The organism is Methanoculleus sp. DTU007 (assembly GCF_001512385.1).
GTDB classification, from domain to species: domain Archaea; phylum Halobacteriota; class Methanomicrobia; order Methanomicrobiales; family Methanoculleaceae; genus Methanoculleus; species Methanoculleus thermophilus.
In genome coordinates this window covers 8,905-29,200 of the sequence record NZ_LFRO01000050.1, presented here as the reverse complement: position 1 = coordinate 29,200, position 20,296 = coordinate 8,905, and the positions used below count along the sequence as shown (strand labels likewise).

Sequence of the window (20,296 nt, the reverse complement as noted above, 5' to 3'; positions counted from 1 at the left end):
AATGATTGCTTTGTTTCTCAGGGTGATCCAGGGTAATCTGTCCCGCATCAGCAGGAGCACAGCACCCACAGACCGGAATCGAGAATCGTCACCTGGATCCACCCTTTGAATTAGGTTCAGAAGAACTCCTGGGGGATCGAAGATAGGGTGTCCAGTCAATCTCCCCCAGAATTCCAATCTTTCGCTCCCATCCCTTCAGCACACCAAAGGGATTCGTGGACCTCCTGGATGGGGCAGCGAGCGCAGAGCGGCGACTTTTTGCAGATGTTGTTTCCCAGGAAAACGATCTGGGCGTGGTAATCGTTGAAGAGTTCCACATCCGGAGCGAGATTCTCCATAAAGAAGCGCTGCATCAGATCGTACGACGCTCCCGCCGGCAAAAGACCGTAGCGCGAGAAGATCCGGCGGGTGTAGGCATCGACAACGAAGATAGGCTTACTGCAGGCATACAAGAGGATCGAGTCCACCGTCTCCTTTCCAAGCCCCTTTATCGAGAGCAGGCGCCTGCGCAGGGCTCCGGTCTCTGCGGCCGCCATTGCTACTGGATCAGCCCCAAACTCAGCAACATAGACCCGGGCAAACTCGCGGACCCGCTCGGCCTTCTGGTTGTAGAACCGGGACGGGACGATCAGCCGGGCAATCTCTGCCGTATCGGCGGCGGCAAGCAGTTCCGGATCGAGCATCCCGGCATCCTCCAGGTTGCGGACGGCCTTTGCCGCGTTCTTCCAGGAGACATTCTGGGCAAGGATTGCACCGATCATCGCTTCAAACGCCGTCTCTGCCGGCCACCAGTGCTGGTGGCCGAATGCTCCACGGAGGGCGCCATAGATCGCAAGCAGGTCGTCGGCAAGGTGTGCCATCATCAGCGCCACCAGGGTTTAGCGGCGATCGGCATATGCCAATCGACACCAAAGGATCTCCCACTCACTTTGAGCCCTGGTGCGGCCTGCCGACGCTTGAACTCCGCCGAATGAACCATCTGGATGACCCGATAGACGTTTTCCGCCGGGTAGCCGGCAGCGATGATCTCCTCCGGCGACTCAGAGCAGTCAACGTAGCGGTAGAGGATGGCGTCGAGGAGGTCATATGGAAGGAGGGTCTCAAGATCGGTCTGGCCGGGCCTGAGCTCCGCGGAGGGGGGCTTCTCGAGCACCCGTTCGGGGATGACGGGATGCTTTCGGTTCAGCCACCGGCAGATCCGGTAGACCATGCACTTCGGGAGATCGCCGATCACAGAGAGACCTCCCGCCGTGTCGCCGTAGAGGGTGCAGTAGCCGACCGCAGCCTCGGACTTGTTCCCGGTGGAGAGGAGCATGGAGCCGAACTTGTTCGAGAGGGCCATCAGGACGGTCCCCCGGATCCTGGCCTGAAGGTTCTCCTCGGTGGCGTCGCGGCGCATGCCGGCAAAGAGATCAGAAAGAGCACCGTCAAATGCCTTCATTATCTGGCTGATTGGGACGCACTCCACTCTGATGCCAAGGTTCTCTGCAAGTTCACGGGCGTCTTCGATGCTCTCGGCGGAGGTGTAGGGGGAGGGGAGGAGCACCCCGAGGACGTTCTCCGGACCGAGTGCCTCGACGGCGATTGCTGCTACGAGCGACGAGTCAATCCCGCCGGAGAGACCGAGGTGGACCGATGTAAAACCGCACTTATGGACGTAATCCCGGGTGCCGAGGACCAGTGCCCGCCAGATCTCCGATTCGGGCTCCACGTCGTCGGGAGCGACTGCCTGCAGGGAGGGGAGAGCAAGGTCGACGTTCACGAGATCCTCAGCAAAGGCTGCACCGCGGGCAACCATCGTACCATCAGCAGAGAAGGCAGAACTCCGACCGTCAAAGACGAGATCGTCATTGCCTCCGACAAGGTTAACTCTGGCGATTACCACCCGGTGACTCTTCGCGATCCGGGAGAGGGACTCTTCCCGCAGACTCTGTGCGCCTGCAACAAAAGGCGACGCGGAGAGATTCACGATCACCTCCGGCATCGGGCCGCCGCGCCAGATCTCGTCCCCGATTGAGACGCCGATCGCTCGCCGGCCAATACGAAGAACCTGAGGGGTACCGGTCCACGGCTCAAAGTATCGCTCCTCATCGGGAATATTTCGGGAGAGCCGGGTCTTTCGAAACGTCTCCCTCACCTCCCCATCCCGAAGGAGGGCTGCGGCATTGAAGAGCGGCCGGCCGGTCCCGGAGAGGTTTGGCTCCGCAAAACCAAGAAGCACCGGTGGCGCGCCTGAAAGATCGGCGGCCAGATCTTCAAGAACTGCAAGGCTCTTTTTAACAAATCCGGTCTGGAGGAGCAGGTCATGGGGCGGGCAGCCGATCAGAGAGAGCTCCGGTGCCACGATCAGGTCAGGCCGGTACCGGGACGCCTCCCTGACACCAGCCGCTATCCGGTCGGCGTTGCCGGTCAGATCGCCGACAACCGTGTTCACCTGGAGGAGTGAGATCTTCATGGTTTCCCAGAAGAGTAATGGCAGAACGGTGTGCATATGCCTTTTCATAACCCAGTGCCACGCGGGATAGAGAGACGCGGGATATGCCGGACCAGGCGGACCGATCTTGCGATCAGAGTTATTTTAAGCACCCAAGACCAAAGCGCCTAGTAGGGATCATGCAGAGAGCGTATTATAGAGAAGTATCTCCTCTCCTGACCATTGGTAAGCCGCCTACACTCCAAATCGACAACAGGAGGCGGATACCCTGAATATTCAACTGCGCCAGTTCGCGGGGAGGAATGACCGGGATACCCGGCTCCTCCTGCTTGCGATAGCGACCATCATCGCTTTTGCCGCGAACATCGTCGGGCTTTCCGCCGGAATCACGACCATCTTCCCGCACCTGATGTATATCCCGATCGTGCTTGCCGCATACTGGTATCCCCGACACGGCGTCGTCTTCTCGATTGCTCTGAGCCTGGGTTATCTTGCAACGGCCCTGCTCATCTTTGAGGGGGGAGCCGAGCAGATCGTCTCGGTTGTTGCGCGAGCCGCAGTTTACGTAGCTATCGGTGCCGTCGTATCACTCCTCTCATTCCGGCTCCGGGAGCAGGAGGAGCGCTACCGCGGGATATTCGACAACTCAGAGGCAGGAACACTCATCATCGCGCCGGACGACGGAACGCGCATCGAGGAGGTCAACTACGTGGGAGCAACCCTCCTCGGCTCCACGATCCGCGGCCTGATTAGAGAGCCCATCACCCGGTTCATCGACGATCCCGAGACCTGGGACGAGTTTGTAGCAAAGATCCGCAGGGATGGGGCTGCATACGGGTATGAGACAACCCTCCGCCGCATCGACGGGTCTGCAGTTCGGGCGCTTGTATCGGGCGGCAGGCTCCCGGGAGGACGGTTTGTCCTCACGCTCATCGACATCACCGCCCGGAAGAACGCCGAGGATGCACTTCGTGAGGCGAACGCCAGGCTGAACATGCTTGGGCGCCTCACCCGGAACGATCTAATGGCAGCGGTCTTTGGGCTTCTTTCGCGGATAGCCGAGGGAACACGGCAGTTCGACGACCCCGCCGTTCGCCAGTACATAAACAGCCTGGAAGAGGATGCCCGGCTCGTGCAGCGCCGCGCTGAGATCACCCGCGACTACCAGGACCTCGGTCTCCGGCCGCCGGAGTGGCAGCCGCTGCAGAGGGTTATCCGGGAGGTGGTCTCATGCCTGCTCCTTCCCGGGATCTCGGTCCGCTCCTGGGTGGAGCGGCTCGAAATCTTCGCCGACCCCAAGCTCGATCAGGTCTTCTCCAACCTGATCGAGAATGCCTTCCGCCACGGCAAGACCGTATCGCAGATCGTCATCACCTACCAGATCCAGGAGGATGGTCTCTCTATCTACATCGAGGACGACGGGGTGGGAATTCCTGAAGCGGATAAGGAGAAGATATTTGCGTACGGCTTTGGAACCGATGGCGGACTGGGGCTCTTCCTTGTCCGGGAGATCCTTGCCATCACCGGCATGACAATCCAGGAGACCGGAACGCCTGGTGAGGGGGCACGATTCGTGATCCACGTGCCGCCGGACGGCTACCGGATTGTGTGAGGTATGAGCCATGTTTACAAAGGTACTCATCCCAACAGACCTCTCCGCCGCCTCGATGCTCATGGCGGAGCGGGTCGGTGAGATCCCGGGCGTCCGTGAGGTCGTCCTCCTCCACGCCCGGCGATCGGACGGACCCCAGCCTGACGAGGACCAACTTTACCGGATGCAAGAGAGAGTGCAGCAGCAGGGCATCACGGCAGCAATCTCGATCGCAGAGGACGACGGAACGGATGTCGCGGAGAGAGTACTCCGGGCAGCCGATGAGATGGGAGCCGGCCTGATAGCAATGGGGGTCCGTGACCCCGGCCTGCTTCGGAACCTCCTCTCCGGAAACGTCGCAGCCACCGTACTCAGGAAAGCACGGACACACGTCCTGATCGTGCCGCAATCGGGTGGGAAGAGACCGGCGCCGCTCTTTTGGCGCCTGCTGGTGCCGACTGATCTTGAACCAACGGCACCGGAGGTTCGTTCTGTCTTAAAAGATCACGCCGGAGACGGGACTGCCGTACTCCTGCATGTCATCGAGCCCGGGCGCCAGGAAACGGAGCAGGAGGCAGCCGAAAGACTGGATCTCCTGCGAAGAGACCTTGCACCAGCGGGAGATGAAATTCGCCCAATGATTCGGACCGGAAATCCGGCGCAGATCATCTGTGCCGTAGCGGACGAGATCGATGCCTCCGTAGTCGTGATTCCGCGCATAGGAAAGCGTGATGCAGCAGGAAGCGCACCGCTCGGGAGCGTCACGAGCGCAGTCGTAGAATGCGTAAAGTCACCGATATTGGTTCTGGCAATCCCGATCCTCTTAAAGATTGAAACCAGAGAACTGCGGAGCGAAGAGTTCCCCCTCGCCGAGGAGATCTGGATTGATTACCACCAGTTAAAGGCCAACCCGGAGACTGATAGGATATTCGGGGTCTTTGCGGACGGCACCCTCGTCTCCGTCGCCAGGTGCCGCCGACACCCGGACGGCTACGAGGTGGACGGAGTCTTCACCCCGGTCCGGTTCCGGGGAAGAGGGTATGCCCGAAGGGCGATGGACGCGCTCGTCGAGGCGTGCCAGCATGACACCCTGTACATGCACTCGGTCCGGAACCTCGTTGAGTTTTACGCAACATATGGATTTGTATCGATACCAGAAAGCGACCTTCCTCCGACCATCCGGTCCAGGTTCGCGTTTGCCATTGGAGATATGGAAGGAGCAAACGTTCAACCGATGCGCCGCTTTGCCGGTCCGTTTCGACGATAACTTGGGAGGGGACCGCCCTATCGGGCTTGAACTCCCATCTCAGTCGTCATAGGCCTCCAGTGGATCGAGATCGTATGAATCCGTATAGTCGTCGGCCTCATCCGGGTATGAAACATCGATGACGACCGAGCCGTCCTCAAGAATATCACCGATCTCGATATTTACCCCTGCAGGGAACTCTCGCTCTTCTGTTTTGCCATCAAAGCGCTTGACATACGCCCACATACTGCAACTCCACAAAATCATCATCTCCGCCTCCCGGTGAATCGGGCCTGATCCGCGCCTAAAATTCGAATCATCCACGGGAGTGCGAGTTCTATTTCAGTATCAGAAAATGGTTGAATAAAATTTTTACGGTGAGAAAAACGGATAATCAGCAAGAATCGAGAAAATTAGAGGATAGAACGGCTGGAATATCTATGGCAGGAGGGTGGGAGCGCACCTCTGATTGTCCGGCAGGTGGAATCCGCGGGGCACACAGTCAGTTATATCGTGACTGCAGCCAGGAGTGCATAATATGCGCATCGGAATTCTCTCTGACACCCACGACAACATCCAGATGGTGGATGCAGCCGTAAAGCGGCTGAACGAGGAGCAGGTATCCCTGACACTCCATGCCGGGGACTATGTTTCTCCATTCGTCATCCCCCGGCTCGCGAATCTGCAATCTCCGCTGATCGGGGTTCTTGGGAACAACGATGGTGACCATCACCTCCTCGCCGCCCGGTTTGCCGAGCACGAGCACCTCTGTCTGAGAGGGAGATTTGCTGAGATCACTGCCGGGGGATTGACGATAGGGCTGCTGCACGGCGATGAACGAGAACTCCTGCAGGCACTTATCGGGCAGGGGGCTTTTGACGTTGTGGTCCACGGCCACACCCATCAAGCCGGGGCACGCAGCCTCGGGAGGAGACTGGTCGTCAACCCCGGGGAGGTCTGTGGCTACCTGACCGGGAGACCAACCATCGCAGTGCTGGATACGGTAACACAGAACGTGGAACTGCTCTCCCTTGAATGATAAAAAGAGTGTGATGCGGTTACACAGAAACCGCATCGCCGCCGGACTCTTTTGCGAAATCTCTTCCGAGATCCCAAGCAGGAGTGCCGGCATCCCCGAGATCCACTCGAAGCGTCGCGCTGGTGACGTCAAAGTCAGCAGGAACATCGAAGTAGAGGTAACCTTTCAGGGATTCGTAGCGCTCAAGGAGCTTTCTGTCGAACGATTCACCAAGGGATGTGAAGGACGGGACCTCAAGAGGCTTGAACGCCAATCCCTGACCCTCAAGGGTGAACGCGTCGCGTCCTGGGGTCTCAATGGTATAGAGATCGGAGTCGCCTTTATGCCCGAGGTTTGTTGACTTTAGGGCAACAAGGAGGAACGTGCGCCCATCACCGGCCTCGATTCGCGTCGGAGACGTGTTGGCCGAGACTTCCTCGTACGCCGATGCATCCCGGGTGGACTCCGCGATCAGCGAGATCATATTCTCGCCAGCAGGATCGTCGTAGGTGTAGCGCTCACCAAGGGCCAGCACCTCCTCCGGGGGCGTGACCGATACCAGATCGGCCGAACTGGTCCAGGCGGCGGGCGTCTCTGCTGCCAGGGTGGCGGTTCTCATCGTGGAAAGACCGGTGCTCGCCGACCGCACAGCGAAGGTCTGTTGACTGACCACCTCAAGGCCATCCGATGCGATCTCCAGATCCCTGAAGGCTGCCCGAACAGACTCCGCGGTCCCGGTATCCGTTGCATTGGCAAGTGTCTTGCCCGCAGATGAGTAGGCCAGGAGTGACCGGACGAACTCATCCCTGACGGGCGCACGGTCAGGGGAGACCTCAAGCATCTGAACCTCCGCAAGCACCCTGCTGGAGAGCGCGTACAGTTCGTCTGCTGCCTCTGCTGCAGCATCCGTATCGTTCAGGTAGAGAGCGTGTGCATGCTTCATTGAGAGTCTCACCAGGGAGATGCTCGTGCTGTCTATGATCTCTGCCAGACGTTCGTCATCCGCAGGGCCGTTCATGGGCGCATCAGTTGCGGGAGTCGGATCAACGGGCTGGCCGGTGAACTCCGGTTCGGCAGGCTCCGTCTGCTCCGTATCATCAAGCGGGTCAGGAGTCTCGGCAAGAGCCGGGGGCTGGAGCGTTTCAGGGGTATCTCCTTCGCCCTCGAGATCGGGAGAGTCCAATTTCGCTTCATCTGATAGAATATTGTTGAGCGGAGACTGGAGCAACACCCCCGATTCCAGCGCCGTGAGCCCCTGCACAGGACTGGCAATGGCCGGCACCATGAGGAGGGATCCGGTGCATACGGCAATTCCAAGGAGGATTAGAGCGTTTGCATCGTGTTTGCTCATGCCCACTTTTTTCACGATTAGATTATATATACATTATTATATTTAATTTTGAAAAAAATAACCCCTCTCGCAAAATCATTTGCGATATAGGCCGTCGTCAGCCATCCGGAGATCTCAGATCCAGCATCAACGCATGCCAATCAGGATTGCCCTAGTCCGGGGCAGTTAACGAGACAACGCCGCTCAAACCATCCGGTTATCCGCATTCTAGGCAATGGAACCGGAAACACCAAAGACCGGGCCCGCAACTCCCACCTGTTCAATCAACCCGGTAAGTATAATCCTCCCGTGGAAACCTATATGAACCCTCATAGGTTACCGGAATAGGAGGATGCCCGATGGAGATTGTGAAGATCCCGAATATGGATAAAGAAGAGTACGATAAACTCATCGAAGAAGGATTTATCAGCCGCATTGCTTTCCAGGGTGCCAAATACCCTTATATCGCCCCGTTTCTGTATGTCTTCGACGGAAAGTTTCTCTACTTCCTTGCGACCAAGTACGGCAGAAAGAATAACCTCTTCAAGCAGCACCCGTATGTCTCCGTGGAGATTGAGAAGTATTCAAGCGATCTCTCCTGCTACACCTTCGTAACCATGCAAGGATACCTGGTGCAGCTTGAGGATGCGATCGAGAAGAAGATCATCAGGGAAAAGTTCGTAGATATGATCAAGAAGCATGGCCTCTCAAAGAATATCCTTGCCGCGCTCGGCCATAAGCCCGAAGAACCGCTCGAGTCGATCGCCTCCGAAGAGCGCTCAAATATCTGGAAGCTCACCGGCGTGACCGATATTGTCGCCTTAAAGAATCTCTAACCCAATTTTTGAGGGCAAACGGCGCCCGTCGGGTTGCCCGCAGATGCGGAACCATAATAGATCCCGCCGGATCTTCGCCGCTCTCCTCGCCGCGCTTCTTATCACAAACCTGCTCCTGCCCACGTTCTTCCCTTTACCCTCAACGGATCTTCACCTGATGCGCCGGTCGTCATCGATGCCCCTGCAACGCCATGGGTCACGAGGTGGGGCCCGGCAGGGACCGGGATAATGTCCCGAGAGCGTTCTATATCTATGGGCCACACTATCCTCCTGCTATGATCAGCATCGGGAGAGAATGGGAGGAACTCACCGAGGCGCTTCTCCGGGCGGATACCCCCGAGCGCGTATATGTCATCGGAGCGACGGACAGCGGCAAGTCGACTCTCTGCCACTACCTCGTCGAGAGGGCTGCTATCCATACGAAGACAGCATACGTCGACTGCGACACCGGGCAGTCCCGGATAGGCCCCCCGACGACCGAAGGGATGGTCATCTACAACGGCGCGCCGGAACCACCATGCCAGTCCTATCTTCGGTTTGTCGGCTCAACCTCCCCCGGCGGTCACTTCATTCAGATGCTGACCGGAGCAAAGCGCCTTGTCGAGAAAGCCGCCGAACTCTCGACCGATGTCACTATCATCGACTCCCCCGGACTCATCTATGGAGGAGCAGGGATCGAGTTCCAGGTTCAGATGATCGACCTTCTCCGCCCGACCCGCATCGTCGCCCTCCAGCATGGACGGGAACTGGAACGAATTCTTGCGAACTTTTCCCGGGACCCCGCAATGGCGATACACCGGATCCCCGTGGCGCCTGCAGCCGTCGCCCGGAGTCCAATCGAGAGGCGACGCTACCGTGAAGAGTGTTTCGCGGCCTACTTTGCCGAAGGGAGGGCACAGGGGATCTCGCTCCTCGGACTCGGATTTCAGGGCAGGATCCCCGACATGAAGAACCCGCACGAGATCAAGGGGCGGTTGGTCTCCTTCAACGATCCGGAGAACTTCGTTCTTGCCCTTGCGATTGTCGAAAAGGTGCACCGTAGAGGGCAGGTGCTCGAGGTCTTCGCCCCGCCCTTCGACCAGGCCGCCGTCGCGTCGGTCAGGTTCGGCTCGATCTACCTGGATCTCGCAGCAGAGCCGGGGTCTATGGAGTCCACCCACCCCAACCCTCATGCCGGAATGAAGGAGAGGAAGAGCGCGTAGACCGCCGCCTGGGCGATGGTGAGCGGGAGACCGACCCGGGCGAATTCGCCGAATGTCAGCGTCTCACCCTCTCTCTCCGCGCACTGAATGATGATGACGTTGCTTGCCGCCCCGAGGATCAGCATGTTCCCTGCGATCGTGCTGCCGGCCGCAAGCGCCATCATGCCCGCCGTGGATGCCCCTAGATGTGAGAGGACGGGAAGAGATAGGGCGACGAAGGGAACGTTCGACACGAACTGGGAGACGATGACGCCCATCGCGAGAATGACCGGGGGAGCGGTGATATCAAGAGGACTCTCCTCGATGAGCGGCTGGAAGACCCCCGACTGCCAGACACTCGCCATAAGGACGAAGAGGCCGGCGAAGAAGGCCAGTGTCGGCCAATCGATCCGATAGACTATCTCAAATCGCCTCCTGCTGCCAAGAAGGATCGGAAGCGCTGCGATGACTGCAATCCATGTCAACCCGATATCGAAGGCAGGGAAAAGCACGGCCGCGAGAATCTTTGCTCCAATCAGGAGAACGAGTAGGATGAGGGAGAGTCGAGCGAGGGAGGCAAGGTCGGGGTCGAGGATCTCCTCCTTTCGGTGCACGAGCGGGATGGCAGAGTTGAGATCATCAGGAAACGCCCGACAGAGGAACCAATAAGCAAGCAAAAGGGAGATCACCGTCGGGAGAGCCAGATAGAGCGGGAACGTGATGAACGGGTTCTCGATACCGCCCGAGAGCGCGATGAGGAGATTCTGCGGGTTTCCTATCGGGCTAGCAACACTTCCCGTCGTGACCGCAAACGCGAGCGAAAGCAGGAGAAGTTTGGGGGATATCCCGTGCCGTCGAGCAAAGTAAAGCATCAGGGGGGTCCCGACGACCGCGAGGGTATCGTTCATCAGGAGCGCCGAGAGGAGACCGCCGCCGATGAGGATGAGAAAGACCAGGTGGCGGACCGATCCCGCTCGGGCAAAGAGATGATAAGAGAGGTGGTAGAGGTAACCGCTTGCCGCGAGCGCTTCCCCGATCACGAACATAAAGAAGAGGAAGAGCATCACGTCAAGATTGATGGATGCGAGCGCATCCTTTGGCGTTATCGCTCCTGCAACGAGGACGGCCGCGGCGCCAAGGAGCATCACCTGCCAGATGCGAAAGTTGATGTTGCCTACTTTTCGGACCGCGATCAGGACGAAGACGACAATGAGGACGATAAGCGGAATGAGGGTGCCCATGATGTGCCAGCGAAGGAGAGTGTACTGATCAAGAGTTCGTCCTCGGGGGAATTAAGGATCACCCTATCTGACGGTATAGTTGATGACGCTCTTCGGATATTTTCAGGGACTGCTCATGAGGTCGATAGGCGTTGATATATACATTCGGCACGGCTTTGCAGCAACTTCAGCACCACGAGAGAGATCGAGTGGCCCGTGTAGAGGGCAGTACGAGCGGGGTAAATTGCTGCATGGCAACGTTTACCGGGGCATCTAAAACAGGGAGCGGCTTCACGACCGAACGGTAGAGAGAGTGCTGACAATTCAGGGGGGCGCGAGATGCGTCAAGAACCTATGAGTGCAGCGCGTTGTAGAAGTTCACATATCGGTCAAGCAGTAAGCGCTAAGAAATGCGGTTTAGAGAGAAGAGGATACACAAAAAGACGACGTCAAGGGGGGGAAGTGTCTAGTGTGGATCCAAATCTCTCTGAGAGTGTATGAGAACTCGATTTATTTATACTCTTCGATTAGTAAATTGTAAAAAATAATGGTTTTGACCGGTTGCCCTGATGTTCACAGATTATCGTGCGGGCGCCGTCTCTGCTCTACGTTCTCGTGATTCCGGTCCTTCCACGACTGGACTACCCGGACGGCTAACCCATTCGGTGAACGAACCCTCGTAGATCCGGACGTTCGGGTAGAGGTAAAGCCACTTCAAGAGAACGAACTCGTTTGTAGCCTCCCGGCCGGTCCCGCACGTGCAGATGACAGTCTGGTTCCGATCGACGCCGTGCTCTTCGAGAATGATATCGAGTTCGGCGTTCGATCTGAACTGCATCGGGTTCTCGTCGGTCATCAGGCTTCTCCAGGGCAGGTTGATGGCGCCAGGGATATGCCCGGCGACCCGCCAGGGTCCCTGTCCTTCATAGAACTTTGCCGGGCGCGCGTCGAGCACAACCACACCCTCGTTGTCCTTAATCCGTACGAACTCCTCGTATCCGATAGCGTACTCGTCGCGGACCTCAACGGTGAAGTTGGACGGTTCAACTGTGGGGTAGTCCTGCGAGAGTTCCAGACCCTCGCTCTTCCAGGCATCAAGCCCACCATCGAGGAGGTATACTTTGTTATGCCCATACTTTGCCAGGGTATAGGCCATCATCGTCTGCGCAAGCCCGTCACCCCGACCGGAGAACGCGCCTTTGGAGGTGTAAACAACTACCGGAGAGTCGGCTTCAACACCTGCGCGCCGGAACGCTTCCTGGATACAGGAGTTCGGGCTGTATGTCGTTGGGAAGCCACGGTTGGAGACCCGCAGAACCCCTTCGGTCAGGTAAACTGCACCGGGGATGTGTTCCTGGATGTAGTCGTGCACATCCGGCTGGACATCCAGGATCGTCAGGTTGCTGTCGTTGAGGTGGTCGGCCAGCCAGCCCGTGTTCACCAGTTTGACCATCCCGTCTCCCCGGGGATACGGAACATTATCCCGGTCGCTTAAGGCCTGCATACGTTCCATGCCGCCTGGGGTAAACATCTTCTCATCCATTCCTATCACCTCGTACTGAGAATCTCACCGGTACCTGGTGAGCCTGGCCACACTCCGGGTTTGAGACCACATATATCTTATGCAGGACTCAGTGGAGGCATGTTGCGTTTGGGGGAGGCATGCCACAGAAACAGGACAGAGTCCGGAGCCAGGCGACCGGGGCCCGGAGATAACGAAGGTTAATGGGGAAATAACGAGGGGTGATTGCCCCGCTTGTGGAGAGAATACCAGGAGCGGTAGGCAGTACCGGCAGAAACTGCCGGGTGCGAGGGAGGCCTCCCCCTCACTCCCCGGAGATCTCCGGCCCGAGATCGATGCTCTCCCGCGGGTTGAGGATCCGGACCTTGATCGGCGTTGTCCGTTCAAGGGCCTCCTTAAAGCCCTGAAGATCCTGCTGAATGACGGGGAACGTATCGTAGTGCATCGGGATCACCAGCCGCGCCCCGGTGTACCGGGCGGCGATCATCGCCTCTTCAGGCCCCATGGTGAAGCGCCCCCCTACGGGGAGAAGCGCCACATCTGGCCGGTAGAGATCCCGGATGAGCTGCATATCCGAAAAGAGCGCCGTGTCGCCGGCATGATAGACACTGATACCGTCCATCGTGATGACAAAACCGGCTGCTGTGCCGCCGTAAAAGCCCATGCCCTCATCCTCGAGCCATGACGAGTGAAGAGCAGGCGTCATCGTAAACCGGACACCGTCGACGGTGATGCTCCCGCCGATGTTCATCGGCTCGGATGGAACACCCTTCGACGCCAGGTACTTCGCGACCTCGTTGACCGCGACCGTCTTCTTCTGAAGTTGCACCGCAATGCCCATGTGATCCCCGTGAGCATGCGTCACGGCAACGATATCGGGCTTTGTGGGGAGAATTCCATCCGGGATGAAGGGATCGATGAGAATAGTCCGCGATCCGGCAAGCAAGAAACACGCGTGGCCAAGCCAAGTCAACCTCATGGAGAAGAGATCGATCTACGCGGTTAAAAATCTTCAGTGGGACAACAGAGGGTGGAGTGGGAGTTTAGAACTCCCCCATATCTATAGCTTCGGCGATATCGATCGCCTCGGAGAGGCCATCGTCGGTGACACCACGTGTCATCTGTTCAGAGAGGTCACGGTCCTCCATCACATCCCTGATCCGTTCCAGGTAAGGATCCAGGGTTGTATCCCTCTGCTGCTCGATGACGTGGCGGTACTCACGAAGAGTGGAGGGGCTCACATTGAGTTCCTCGCTGATCTCCTTCATGGTCTTTCCCGAATCAAGAAGTTCGGCCATCATACTCTGATCAAACGGCATCTTGAAGTCGAGTTCTCTGAAGAGTTTGAGGCGAACCCGCGCGCGCGCCACGGTCTTGCTCAGTTTCTCATCACCAAGCGCCCTCGCAATCTCCGTATCGTTCTTGCCGTCGTAGTATGCAACCACGAGTCTTGCGAGCTGCCGGGGGGCAAGTTTGGTCTTGAAGTACCCCTGATCGAGGATCTCCCGCATGATCAGGGCAATCTCGCGCTCAACAGCATCGCGATCCCGGAGCGTACCGTGAACCTTCCTCATCGGTTCAACGATCGCCTTCTTGTTCGTGATGGACGTGAACAGCTCAAGGAGCTGCTGCTTGCGTGTATCTCCTGCCATGTCCGTGTCTCTCTGTTCTGTATTCCACCGTCTGGTTCTGAAGGTCATCCAATGACAACCAACAGTATATAAATATTCCCCATGGTGTGGGGGATAACGTTCCCTACATTACAACCGCTAACATTTAAAGGTTACCATATAGTCTCCCGGATGAGAAAGATCATTTTCGAGGATGCGACTCTCTTTCCAGGAATCTTCCCAACCATGGAAATAATACCATATTATCCTGTCCGTTTTTTAAAGAATCGTGATCTCCGGAAAGACGAGAACGACTCTTTATTAGCACCGGCGCTGAAGTATACTGCAAGACTATGGCCGAGACAAGCGATATTTACGAAAAAGTCATGGAAGTGGCCAGGAGACGCGGTTTTGTCTGGCCGTCATCCGAGATATACGGGTCCGTCGCCGGTTTCATCGACTACGGCCCGCTTGGAGCAATGCTAAAGAGGAACATCGAGAACCTCTGGCGATCCTTCTATGTCTTCCAGGAAGGTTACTACGAGATCGAGTGCCCCACCGTCGGAAACGAAGCAATCTTCGTCGCATCCGGCCATGTGAAAGAGTTTGCCGATAAGATGGTGCAGTGTCCGCACTGTGGCGAGTACCTGCGTGCGGATCACATCGCAGCGGAGAACGGCATCGAGAACGCCGGCACCCTCTCCGCCGAGGCACTCCAGGCGGCGATCTATGAACTGCCCTGCCCCTCATGCAAAGAGCGCCTGGGAGAGGCGGGTGTCTTTGCATTCAATCTGATGTTTGAGACCACCATCGGGCCCGGATCCCAGCGGAAAGGCTACCTGCGCCCCGAGACCGCCCAGGGCATCTTCACCGACTTCCCCCGACTTCTGCGCTTCTATCGGGACAAACTACCCTTCGGCGCCGTCCAGATCGGGAAGTCCTACCGCAACGAGATCTCCCCCCGCCAGGGCATGCTCCGGCTGCGGGAGTTCTCCCAGGCGGAGGCCGAGATCTTCGTCCACCCGGACGAGAAGAACCACCCTGCCTTCCACCGCTACGCAGAGTACAAGGTGCCTCTCCTTACCATCGCGCGGCAACTCGAGAACCTTGAACCAGCCGTAAGCACGATGCGCGCTGCTGTAGACGAAGGAGTTGTCGCAAACGAGTACGTCGCCTACTACATCGCGCTGACCCACCAGATCCTCACCTCCATTGGCGTGGATCCGGCAAAGCTCCGGTTCCGCCAGCACCTGACCGACGAACGAGCGCACTATGCGACCGACTGCTGGGACGCCGAGGTCTACTCCGAGCGCTTCGGGTGGGTGGAGATCGTCGGTATCGCCGACCGCACCAACTACGACCTGCGCTCGCACGCCAAGCACTCAGGCACCCCGATGACGGTCTTCATCCCCTACGATGAGCCAAAGCGGGTCACAAAGAGGCGGATTGTCGCCGATATGGGCGTACTCGGCCCAAAATACCGGGGTAAGGCAAAAGCAATCGCGGATGCCCTGGCATCATCTGAGCCGGGTGAAGACGGCGCACGCGTCACCGTCGATGGCGAGGAGTTCTTCATCCCGGCCGATCTCTACCAGGTCCGCGAGGAAGAGGTCGAGGTCCGCGGTGAAGAGGTGATGCCTCATGTCATTGAACCGTCATACGGGATCGACCGGATGATCTACGTTGCGCTGGAGCACAGTTACGCCGAGGAGGAAGTCGAGGGCGAGATCAGGAAAGTCCTCCGTTTCCCGCCGGCGATCGCACCGGTCCAGGTCGCCGTCCTCCCGTTGATGAACCGGGACGGCCTCGATACCATCGCGCAGACGATCACGGAGCGCCTCACCCGGTGCCGCATCCTTGCGCAGTATGACGATTCCGGAGCCATCGGGAGGCGCTACCGGAGGCAGGATGAGATCGGGACGCCGTTTGCGGTCACCGTCGACTACGATACGCTTGAAGACAACACTGTGACCGTCAGAGACCGCGACAGCATGGAGCAGGTCCGGGTACCTATCGAGCGGCTGCCGGAGATCCTCTCCGGACTCATCACCGGTGCAACCACGTTCCGTGAAATCAGGGTATGAACTACGTCTCCCACCCTCTGATCCGGCCAGATTGTATCGAAGAGCGGCGATACCAACTCTCAATTGCGCTCCGCGCGCTTGATGCAAACACCATGGTCGTCCTCCCGACCGGTCTAGGGAAGACGGCCGTCGCGCTCCTCGTCGCGGCATCCCGCCTCTACTCCCACCGGGGGAAGGTGCTGATGCTCGCGCCCACAAAACCCCTGGTCGAGCAGCACCTCCGCTTTTTTAAGCAATTTCTCCTCGCCCAGGATGGTTCCGAACCCCTGGAGTCCGAGTTCGCCATGTTCACCGGGGACACACCCCCAGAGGAGCGGACCAGAGCCTGGGAAGCCTGCCGGGTCTGCTTTGCCACCCCGCAGGTGATCAAGAACGACTGCCTTGCAGGACGATACAGTCTTGCCGATGTCGTACTGCTGATCGTGGATGAGTGCCACCGGGCGGTGGGAAACTACGCCTACGTCTTTCTCGCCGAGCACTACTGTTCCACGGCAAGGGAGCCACTGCTGCTTGCAATGACCGCTTCCCCCGGAGGCGACCAGGCGAAGGTGCAGGAGGTCTGCACGAATCTTCACATCGAGGCGGTCGAGACTAGGGTCGAGACCGATGAGGACGTCCGCCCCTACATCCACGAGCGCGATATCCAGTACATCGACGTCTACCTGCCTGAGGAACTGCAGGCGGCGATCGTCACCCTCCGCGAACTCGTGGCGTCCCGGCTCACCCGGCTTGCAAACCTCAACTTCCAGGTCCCAAAACCGGACAAACTCTCAATCAAAGCGCTTAATGTTCTCAATGCCCAGATCCAGCAGCGCATACGGACACGGGACCCCTCGGCGTTCATCGCAGCATCCCTGCACGCGGAGTGCATGAAACTTCGCCACGCCATCTCGCTTGCCGAGACGCAAGGCAGCGAGGCGCTCAAACTCTATCTCGCCCGGCTTGGAGCGGAAGGAGCCTCGAGTTCGGGGAGCAAGGCAAGCAAACGCCTCGTTGGCGACCCGGCCTACCAGCGCCTCGTCGAGATCGCGAGTGGCTGGAAGGAGGAACTCCATCCCAAGGTCGCGATCGTCCGCGAACTGGTCCGGGCGCAGCTTGAGGCACATCCCGAGAGCCGGATCATCGTCTTTGCCACCTACCGCGACACCGTCCAGACCATCGTCGATACACTCACCGCAGGAGGGATCGCCTGCGAGCGGTTTGTCGGCCAGGCCTCCCGTGATGCCGAGCGGGGTCTCACACAGAAGGAGCAGATCGAAAGCCTTGCCAGATTCCGCAAAGGGGAGTTCAAATGCCTGGTTGCGACCTCGGTAGGTGAGGAAGGGCTCGATGTCCCCTCGACGGACATGGTGATCTTTTATGAGGCTGTCCCTTCAGAGATCCGGAGCATCCAGCGGAAAGGGCGGACCGGTAGGAGCGGCAGCGGCACGATCATCGTCCTGGTGACGAAGGGTACATCTGATGAGACGTTCCGCTACGTGAGCCAGACCCGGGAGCGGGCGATGGTGAAGGGGATCAAGAGCATGAGCGCCGCACCGGACCCTCTGCCCGGCTCCACTCCGGCTGCAGCCATCCCGGCTGTTACCAAGCAGGCAAGTGTTCTGGAGTTTACTTCCATGGGCCCCGCAATCACCATCGATGACCGGGAGACATCATCGCGGGTTGCGGAGCACCTGCATGAGCTTGGGGCATCAATAACGCTCGAGCGCCTTGAGTTCGGCGATTATGCAATCGGGGATCGCATTCTTGTCGAGCGTAAAACCGTACAGGACTTCATGGACACCCTCATCGAGCGGGATCTCTTCGGGCAGATCCGGGCCATGGCCGACGCGGTGCCGCGACCGATCCTGATCATCGAGGGCGAGGATGACCTCTATAGCGTACGCAACATCCACGCGAACGCGATCCGGGGCACGCTTGCCGCAATCACGGTTGATATGGGTGTCACACTGCTCCGCACAAAGAATGCAGACGACACCGCTGAGATGCTCTACGTCCTCGCACAGCGGGAGGGGAGCGAGCGGGGAGAGCGGAAGGTGCACCCGAAGAAATCCTATCGGTCGATCCGTGAGGAGCAGGAGTATGTGCTCGCGGCGTTCCCGAATGTCGGAATCCGGAGCGCACGACTCCTCCTCGAGCACTTTGGATCGCTCAAGGCGATCATAGATGCCGACGCGGACGAACTGGCGTCGGTGCACGGGATCGGAGAAAAGACGGCCCAGAAGATATGGGATCTCGCCCGCAGGCCTTACCGCTGAGCGAGCGCAGCGAGGGCCGCCGCACCCTTCGCAACCGCCTTCATCAGGGTCAGGCACTCGTCGGCCCGCGGCTCACCCCGGATTCGCTCGCAGAGATGGATGATCGTCTGCTCCAGTTCATCGACGACACGGTCCTTCGCCGCGGGCGCGGCCGGCGCGGGCGACGGTGCCTGCACTAACTCGGGAGGGACCTCTCGAACCGGCTCCGACTCGGTGGAAGGGGCTTTGGAGCCCAGAACTGGACAGATCACACACTGCGTCTCTCCTTTGTACTCAAACAGGGGATACCCGCAAACCTTGCAGGATTTTGCGAGCATCTTTCCTCCTTTCAGGAGATACTCAGCCATGACTTCGTCAGCCTTATCCGCCGTCATTTCGTTGAACTCCCTTAATGAACTTATATATGTCTGGATGCCATTAATAATAAAGGGGTAATTCTTATGGCAAGTCCAGACGAAACAATACGGATCTGCATCCAGATGCTGCAGAATATCAGCGAGGATTCCACGATCCCGCGCAATATCCGGCGCGTCGCAGATGAGACAAAATCCGTTCTTCAGGATGAGTCCCGGAGTATCGGTCTCCGCGCCGCAACCGCAATCTCCATGATCGACGAGATCAGCAACGATCCAAACATGCCGGTTCACGCCAGAACCCGGATCTGGGAACTGGTATCGCAGCTCGAAACAGTTCCTCTCGATTAAATTACGTATTCTTTTGTACGATTCCGGCAAAATGCTGCTATTCGGGGTTGTTAATCAGGCACCGTACCCCTGCCCGGTATGCACCCTCGATTGCTTGCCGGAATCCTCAATTATCACCAATCGTTGCGGTCGTTACCCTTGAACAGTGATATAGACCGAACGTTTGCGGCTTTGTCTCACATCGAGCTCAAGCAAGACGATCTGCTGCCAGGTGCCGCAGGCAAGCCTGCCACCGATTACCGGGACGGAGAGGGAGGGGCCGACGATTGCTGCCCGGACATGAGATCGCCCATTGCCATCGCCCCACGCCGCGTCGTGAGCGTATGGTATGTCAGCCGGGGCGATGACCGAGAGCGCCCGGCGGAGGTCGGAGAGCACACCGGGCTCGTACTCGATGGTGGTGACGGCAGCGGTCGAGCCTGCGACGAAGACGTTCGCAAGCCCCTCCCGCACACCGCTCTCATCGACCGCCTGCTGTACGCGGGGCGTGAGGTTGACGATCTCCCCCTCCCCATGCGTCTCAACCTGGATTGTAGTCTGGAACATCCCCAAAAATCACCTCAACGGTATTCCGGTTGTCTCCTCCATTATGATAAACGTCCCGCATCGCGGAGCGCCGCAAGGATTGCCGCACGGACACCGTCGCTAACCTCATCGTTCATCGCCGCGCGCAGCAGCCCGATCGCCGCCTCGCCGCCGATCGCTCCAAGAGAACCCGCGGCACTCCGTCGCACAAACTCATTCTCGTCGCGGAGCATGGCCCCAAGATGCACTACCGCGCGCGGGTCACCAAGCAGCCCGAGTCCTTTCGCCGCCATGTAGCGGACGTGATCTTTTTCGTCAGCGAGAGCGGCGATGAGAGGCGCATACGCTTCACCGTCACCGATCAGACCAAGGGCTTCCGCGGCACGGTAGCGCACCTTCCAGTCGCCGTCTTGCAGCAGGGCTATACAGGCAGGTACTGCCGGTCTCCCGAGCGCAACGAGCCCGCGCATCGCTTCTGCCCGGACATCTTTGTCCGGAGCGGAGAGCCGGGAGATGTGGATCTTCAGATCCTGTTCATTCGCAATCCGTGTCATCGCAAGTCACATCCGCGGATGGTCCCCGCGATAAGAGATTGAGAGCGATGCGCTATAAGGATTGAAGATCTGTCCACGAAATAGCAAAGGAAGATAAAAGAATTGGACGCCCAGGACGGAATTCGAATCCGTGTCGACGGCGTGACAGGCCGTCATGATAGGCCACTACACTACCTGGGCACT

The 20,296-nt window shown here is 58.4% G+C and carries 19 protein-coding genes and 1 tRNA gene; 8 read left to right on the top strand and 12 right to left on the bottom strand.

What is annotated here, in order from left to right; all coding sequences use genetic code 11:
• Nucleotides 1-155 precede the first annotated feature (155 nt).
• Both ACI94_RS05770 and ACI94_RS05765 read right to left on the bottom strand, forming a co-directional pair.
• On the bottom strand, nucleotides 156-863 hold the full coding sequence (locus ACI94_RS05770) for an endonuclease III domain-containing protein (protein ID WP_066954414.1): 708 nt from the start codon (nucleotides 861-863) through the stop codon (nucleotides 156-158).
• Nucleotides 863-2,455, bottom strand: coding sequence for an NAD+ synthase (locus ACI94_RS05765; RefSeq protein ID WP_286681198.1), 1,593 nt, complete (start codon nucleotides 2,453-2,455; stop codon nucleotides 863-865). The genes ACI94_RS05770 and ACI94_RS05765 overlap by 1 nt, the downstream gene beginning before the upstream one ends.
• A gap of 403 nt (nucleotides 2,456-2,858) precedes the next feature.
• Between ACI94_RS05765 and ACI94_RS05760 the strand changes: the two genes are divergently transcribed.
• Both ACI94_RS05760 and ACI94_RS05755 read left to right on the top strand, forming a co-directional pair.
• Nucleotides 2,859-4,046: an ATP-binding protein gene (locus ACI94_RS05760; protein WP_286681197.1), complete on the top strand. Its 1,188-nt coding sequence runs from the start codon at nucleotides 2,859-2,861 to the stop codon at nucleotides 4,044-4,046.
• A gap of 10 nt (nucleotides 4,047-4,056) precedes the next feature.
• Nucleotides 4,057-5,292 (top strand): GNAT family N-acetyltransferase, encoded by a 1,236-nt coding sequence (locus tag ACI94_RS05755; RefSeq protein WP_083524874.1) that lies wholly within the window; start codon nucleotides 4,057-4,059, stop codon nucleotides 5,290-5,292.
• Nucleotides 5,293-5,331: 39 nt separating this feature from the next.
• Here the strand turns inward: ACI94_RS05755 and ACI94_RS05750 are convergent, their stop codons facing one another.
• Nucleotides 5,332-5,517, bottom strand: a complete 186-nt coding sequence (locus tag ACI94_RS05750) for a hypothetical protein (protein ID WP_224732803.1) — start codon at nucleotides 5,515-5,517, stop codon at nucleotides 5,332-5,334.
• A 292-nt stretch (nucleotides 5,518-5,809) separates the two neighbouring features.
• On the opposite strand from ACI94_RS05750, the gene ACI94_RS05745 reads away from it, so the two are divergent.
• Nucleotides 5,810-6,310 (top strand): metallophosphoesterase, encoded by a 501-nt coding sequence (locus ACI94_RS05745; RefSeq protein ID WP_066958799.1) that lies wholly within the window; start codon nucleotides 5,810-5,812, stop codon nucleotides 6,308-6,310.
• 19 nt (nucleotides 6,311-6,329) lie between these two features.
• On the opposite strand, the gene ACI94_RS05740 is transcribed toward ACI94_RS05745, so the two are convergent.
• Entirely contained in the window at nucleotides 6,330-7,640 is a 1,311-nt protein-coding gene (locus ACI94_RS05740) for a hypothetical protein (RefSeq protein ID WP_224732804.1), read from the bottom strand.
• Nucleotides 7,641-7,978: 338 nt separating this feature from the next.
• Between ACI94_RS05740 and ACI94_RS05735 the strand changes: the two genes are divergently transcribed.
• Complete coding sequence (locus tag ACI94_RS05735; RefSeq protein ID WP_066958797.1) at nucleotides 7,979-8,455, top strand: pyridoxamine 5'-phosphate oxidase family protein; 477 nt, start codon at nucleotides 7,979-7,981, stop codon at nucleotides 8,453-8,455.
• A 275-nt stretch (nucleotides 8,456-8,730) separates the two neighbouring features.
• Nucleotides 8,731-9,657, top strand: a complete 927-nt coding sequence (locus tag ACI94_RS05730) for a Clp1/GlmU family protein (protein ID WP_066958806.1) — start codon at nucleotides 8,731-8,733, stop codon at nucleotides 9,655-9,657.
• Here the strand turns inward: ACI94_RS05730 and ACI94_RS05725 are convergent.
• The 4 genes from ACI94_RS05725 to ACI94_RS05710 all read right to left on the bottom strand — a co-directional run bounded on the left by ACI94_RS05725 (nucleotide 9,624) and on the right by ACI94_RS05710 (nucleotide 14,030).
• A complete protein-coding gene (locus ACI94_RS05725; RefSeq protein ID WP_066958796.1) occupies nucleotides 9,624-10,877 on the bottom strand; it encodes an SLC13 family permease in 1,254 nt (417 codons plus the stop codon). The genes ACI94_RS05730 and ACI94_RS05725 overlap by 34 nt on opposite strands.
• A 559-nt stretch (nucleotides 10,878-11,436) precedes the next feature.
• A complete protein-coding gene (locus ACI94_RS05720) occupies nucleotides 11,437-12,399 on the bottom strand; it encodes a sulfurtransferase (RefSeq protein WP_083524873.1) in 963 nt (320 codons plus the stop codon).
• Nucleotides 12,400-12,682: 283 nt separating this feature from the next.
• Nucleotides 12,683-13,357, bottom strand: coding sequence for a metal-dependent hydrolase (locus ACI94_RS05715; RefSeq protein ID WP_066958795.1), 675 nt, complete (start codon nucleotides 13,355-13,357; stop codon nucleotides 12,683-12,685).
• Between the two features lie 64 nt (nucleotides 13,358-13,421).
• Nucleotides 13,422-14,030: a response regulator receiver protein gene (locus tag ACI94_RS05710; RefSeq protein WP_066958794.1), complete on the bottom strand. Its 609-nt coding sequence runs from the start codon at nucleotides 14,028-14,030 to the stop codon at nucleotides 13,422-13,424.
• Nucleotides 14,031-14,341: 311 nt separating this feature from the next.
• On the opposite strand from ACI94_RS05710, the gene glyS reads away from it, so the two are divergent.
• Together glyS and ACI94_RS05700 are read left to right on the top strand one after the other, a co-directional pair.
• Nucleotides 14,342-16,072: a glycine--tRNA ligase gene (glyS, locus tag ACI94_RS05705; RefSeq protein ID WP_066958793.1), complete on the top strand. Its 1,731-nt coding sequence runs from the start codon at nucleotides 14,342-14,344 to the stop codon at nucleotides 16,070-16,072.
• Nucleotides 16,069-18,330, top strand: a complete 2,262-nt coding sequence (locus tag ACI94_RS05700) for a DEAD/DEAH box helicase (RefSeq protein ID WP_066958792.1) — start codon at nucleotides 16,069-16,071, stop codon at nucleotides 18,328-18,330. The genes glyS and ACI94_RS05700 overlap by 4 nt, the downstream gene beginning before the upstream one ends.
• Here ACI94_RS05700 and ACI94_RS05695 read toward each other — a convergent pair.
• On the bottom strand, nucleotides 18,321-18,704 hold the full coding sequence (locus ACI94_RS05695; protein ID WP_066958791.1) for an Sjogren's syndrome/scleroderma autoantigen 1 family protein: 384 nt from the start codon (nucleotides 18,702-18,704) through the stop codon (nucleotides 18,321-18,323). The two genes, ACI94_RS05700 and ACI94_RS05695, sit on opposite strands and share 10 nt — an antisense overlap.
• A 66-nt stretch (nucleotides 18,705-18,770) precedes the next feature.
• Here ACI94_RS05695 and ACI94_RS05690 point away from each other — a divergent pair, with 66 nt between their 5' ends.
• A complete protein-coding gene (locus ACI94_RS05690; RefSeq protein ID WP_066958790.1) occupies nucleotides 18,771-19,034 on the top strand; it encodes a UPF0147 family protein in 264 nt (87 codons plus the stop codon).
• 132 nt (nucleotides 19,035-19,166) lie between these two features.
• Here the strand turns inward: ACI94_RS05690 and ACI94_RS05685 are convergent, their stop codons facing one another.
• The 3 genes from ACI94_RS05685 to ACI94_RS05675 all read right to left on the bottom strand — a co-directional run bounded on the left by ACI94_RS05685 (nucleotide 19,167) and on the right by ACI94_RS05675 (nucleotide 20,293).
• A complete protein-coding gene (locus ACI94_RS05685; RefSeq protein WP_066958789.1) occupies nucleotides 19,167-19,580 on the bottom strand; it encodes a secondary thiamine-phosphate synthase enzyme YjbQ in 414 nt (137 codons plus the stop codon).
• Nucleotides 19,581-19,621: 41 nt separating this feature from the next.
• Nucleotides 19,622-20,113: a HEAT repeat domain-containing protein gene (locus ACI94_RS05680; protein WP_066958788.1), complete on the bottom strand. Its 492-nt coding sequence runs from the start codon at nucleotides 20,111-20,113 to the stop codon at nucleotides 19,622-19,624.
• Nucleotides 20,114-20,220: 107 nt separating this feature from the next.
• A tRNA-Asp gene (locus ACI94_RS05675) sits at nucleotides 20,221-20,293 on the bottom strand.
• Nucleotides 20,294-20,296: the final 3 nt, after the last annotated feature.